The 3,551-nt window shown below is 40.5% G+C and carries 3 protein-coding genes; all 3 read left to right on the forward strand.

Annotated elements, in window-relative coordinates; all coding sequences use genetic code 11:
* Positions 1-340 precede the first annotated feature (340 nt).
* Positions 341-715 (forward strand): DUF3304 domain-containing protein, encoded by a 375-nt coding sequence (locus JK188_RS16765; RefSeq protein ID WP_272533545.1) that lies wholly within the window; start codon positions 341-343, stop codon positions 713-715.
* A gap of 43 nt (positions 716-758) precedes the next feature.
* The gene (locus tag JK188_RS16770) at positions 759-1,298 is read left to right on the forward strand and encodes a DUF3304 domain-containing protein (RefSeq protein ID WP_211885989.1); all 540 of its coding nucleotides are present in this window, start codon (positions 759-761) and stop codon (positions 1,296-1,298) included.
* Positions 1,286-3,551: T6SS phospholipase effector Tle1-like catalytic domain-containing protein (locus JK188_RS16775; protein ID WP_211888680.1), on the forward strand; the 2,266-nt coding region annotated here is incomplete at its 3' end. The genes JK188_RS16770 and JK188_RS16775, both read left to right, overlap by 13 nt.

The following is a 3,551-nucleotide window of genomic DNA, read 5'->3' on the forward strand; positions in this document are numbered from 1 at the left end:
CAATTTATCTATTACTGAAAATAAAAACGCTGAAGATATTTTTTCTGACATTTATGCATTAGCTATTGAAGCAAACAACAGTGAATACCTCGGAGATTTCGAAAGTTATATTAATAAGTATCATCCACAATTTTTGAATTAAATGGCATTAACCCACCACTAAAAAAGGTATTTATGAATGCTAAATATATCTAAATTGATATTCGTATGCTCTATTATTGTATTAACCGCCTGCTCTCCAGACACAAAACCTAATGACAATAAGACGCCACCCAAGCCCGAAAAAGTTAACTATGTCGCGGCTAATCTCCTAGGGTATGTTCATATTAAGGAGATCGCGGTGAACAAATTTTCTGTCAATGGCTACTACGGTCGTGTTGGGGGTTTTACTTGTTGCATTATGCTGCCTGAAAAATGGCAGCCGGGTATGCAAGTTCGAGTGGAATGGGAAATAGACCCCTCCCCATATTCTAAAGATATCCCCCGTTTTAACGACCCAAACTTTGATAATTGGATGAAAAAACACGAGACCAATTATCGCCAATACAGTGCTATCGTTGAGGTCCCTGAATACGGTGACTCTTGTGGGTTACAAGTACATTTTTTTGCCTGCAATCAAGTCAAAGTTACCGCAACCTGCATGGGAATAGAACACCCCAACCACCCATTCAAAGCTCTCATGAATCAACAGGAGAATCAATCATGTCCGCAATAACTCTTTGGAAGAACGCGAGCCCAGTTCATAGGGGGGCTTAATAATGACGCATAAACTGAAAAAAATGATGTGCTTGCTGGCGATTGTCCTGTTAACAGCCTGCTCTCCAGACACAAAACCTAACGACAATAAAACGCCACCCAAGCCTGAAAAAGTCAACTATGTGGGGGCTAATCTCCTAGGGTACAACCATCAATATAAAAATATTGCCGTCAATAAATTTTCTGTCAATGGCTACTATGGTCGTGTTGGGGGCTTTACTTGTTGCATTATGCTGCCTGAAAAATGGCAGCCGGGTATGCAAGTTCGAGTGGAATGGGAAATCGATCCTAACCCTAAAGCAAAACTACCTCCATTAGGCACAGATGAATTTAAGACTTTCATGAAAAAACACAAAGCCAATTATCGTCAATACAGTGCCATCGTTGAGGTCCCTGAATACGGTGACTCTTGCGGGTTACAAGTGCATTTTTTTGCCTGCAATCAAGTCAAAGTTACCGCAACCTGCATGGGAATAGAACACCCCGACCATCCATTCAACGCCCTCATAAATCAACAGGAGAATCAATCATGCCCGCAATAACTGGTTGGAATAAAGTTGAGTGTGGTGCCCCATGTTGGGTGCCACCCGAATTTCCAGAGCAAGGAAGGCTCGTACTCACGCCTAAACAAATTGAAGCCAATTACAAAAAAATTGTTGCGAAAGAACGCCTATATCAGCGACAAGCCACTCAGTTACAGCAGGACCGATGTTGTAAAAGCCTTCATATCAGTCTATTTTTTGATGGAACCAATAACAATGAGCCTTATGATACCAATATTGCCACACCTGCTCATCCCACTAATATTGCAAAATTATTTCATGCTACGACACCACAAAACACAGAAGCAAATGAGCAGGGTTTTTATTCCTTTTATATGCCTGGAGTCGGCACACCTTTCCCCGAAATAGGAACCTATGACTATTATGCTGATGGCCTTAAATATGCAACGGGAGGGGAATCCAGAATTAATTGGGCGCTTATACAAATTTGTAATGCCCTACAACATACATTAACGCAAAGCTTTATTCCTAATGGTACCATGAAAACCGCAGTAAAAAACATGGATTCAGACAAAGCCATGATAGCACATACCAGTGCCGTCATGGATGCAATAACCATTAGACCAGGTATGCCAAGTAAGCAAACAGTGAAAAATTATAAAGATGCTCAACAAGGAAAATTTTCTGCACGTTTAGACCGCTTACAACAAATAGAATCGCTATTAGCGCCACTTAAGGATAAGGTTTATTATTTTAAGCCCCAGTTATTAAACATTAAATTATTCGTTTATGGCTTTTCTCGTGGTGCTGCCGAAGCCCGAACCTTTGCGACTTGGTTAGATGAAATTTTATCTACCTCCGCCTTATCTTCGAAAGGCACATTATTAGAACTTCCTGTTTCGATAGAATTTATGGGCATTTGTGATACTGTCCCCGCAGTTGGTATTGCCAATCTCGTTCCTGGATTTAGTGGTCACAATGGCTGGGCGGGGGGAACCCAAGAAATCCCGCGTTCTGGATTAGTCAAGCGCTGCTGCCATTTTGTTGCAGCACATGAACAGCGCCAGTGTTTTTCACTTGATTCTATTCGCTACCCTGATGGTACATATCCCACAAATGCGATAGAAGTCGTCTACCCAGGGATGCATTCTGATATTGGAGGGGGCTACCCGCGAGGTGACCAAGGCAAAGCGCGGGATTCCGACGGTGAATTACTTTCGCAAATTATTTTACATGATATGTATGCTGCTGCTTTTGAAGCGGGGGCGCCACTGTCAATATTATCAGCTAATCTATCACTAGCACCTAATGTAATGGAAAAACAACCATTTAGAGAAATGACACCAGATACAGAAGATGAGTTCGATTTCGATAATATTCTTATTAATAGATTTAACGCATGGCGTACAACCATCACAGACTCAGCCAACCCCGTTTCACAAGGCTTATATTCTCCTTCGCAATGTAACCTATTTTCACTAGAAAATGTTATTCAAGAGCAAATGGTATGGATGACAGCTTGGCGTATTGCGCGCTTCGCCTGTTCTCGTCAGAATCCACACAACATTACACATCAAACCTTCTTCCAACATGCGGCTCAACACAGCGATGTCAATATTCCCCCCTGGGATCCGCTTTTTGCTAAGAAAATAGATATTGCACTCTCAAATGAAGAAAAAGCGTGTAATGATAATTTAGACATGATCAGAAAAAACCGAAAATTAGAGGAAGATAAATTCGCGAATAACCCTGATTGGGTTCCACCTAAAGTGAATCAAAATGGGGAGCCTTTAATTGGCACACCTTTGTATGATGCAACAAATGCTCGAGGACAGTTATGGGATGCAGCTTTAAGTTTTAGGCGTCGATATGATGATAACCTTAATGACATTGACGACTTTCATTCGCTGCAAGGTAAATGGATAATCACAATTGTTGATAGCCTATTGCAAGATGAATTTTATGGGCTCATGCATTTAGATCCTGAATCTGAGTATTTGTATTTAAAAGAAAATGCCCAAATACTCTATACTGAAAAAATTCTTCCTGTTCTGAACCATGAGAACAAAACAACAGATGTTGCACTTGTCATTGACCTTTATGACAACCAAATCCATGATTCCAGAGCGTGGTTTATGCATTCAGAACTCGGAATTCGTGAATTAGCAGGTGATTACTTTTTGATGAGAATGATTTATTTTGGTCAAAAATGGAATAAATATTGTTCAGTTGTATTAATTGATGATGAAAACTTTAAACAAAAAATTGTCTCGCGCCAAGGGTTTATTATCG

Origin of the sequence: Providencia sp. JGM181 (genome assembly GCF_018257375.1) — a bacterium.
Classification (GTDB): Bacteria; Pseudomonadota; Gammaproteobacteria; order Enterobacterales; family Enterobacteriaceae; genus Providencia; species Providencia lanzhouensis.

Coding starts and splice junctions, on each gene's coding strand:
- JK188_RS16770 (WP_211885989.1), top strand. CDS start 759: ATGACGCATAAACTGAAAAAAATGATGTGCTTGCTGGCGATTGTCCTG.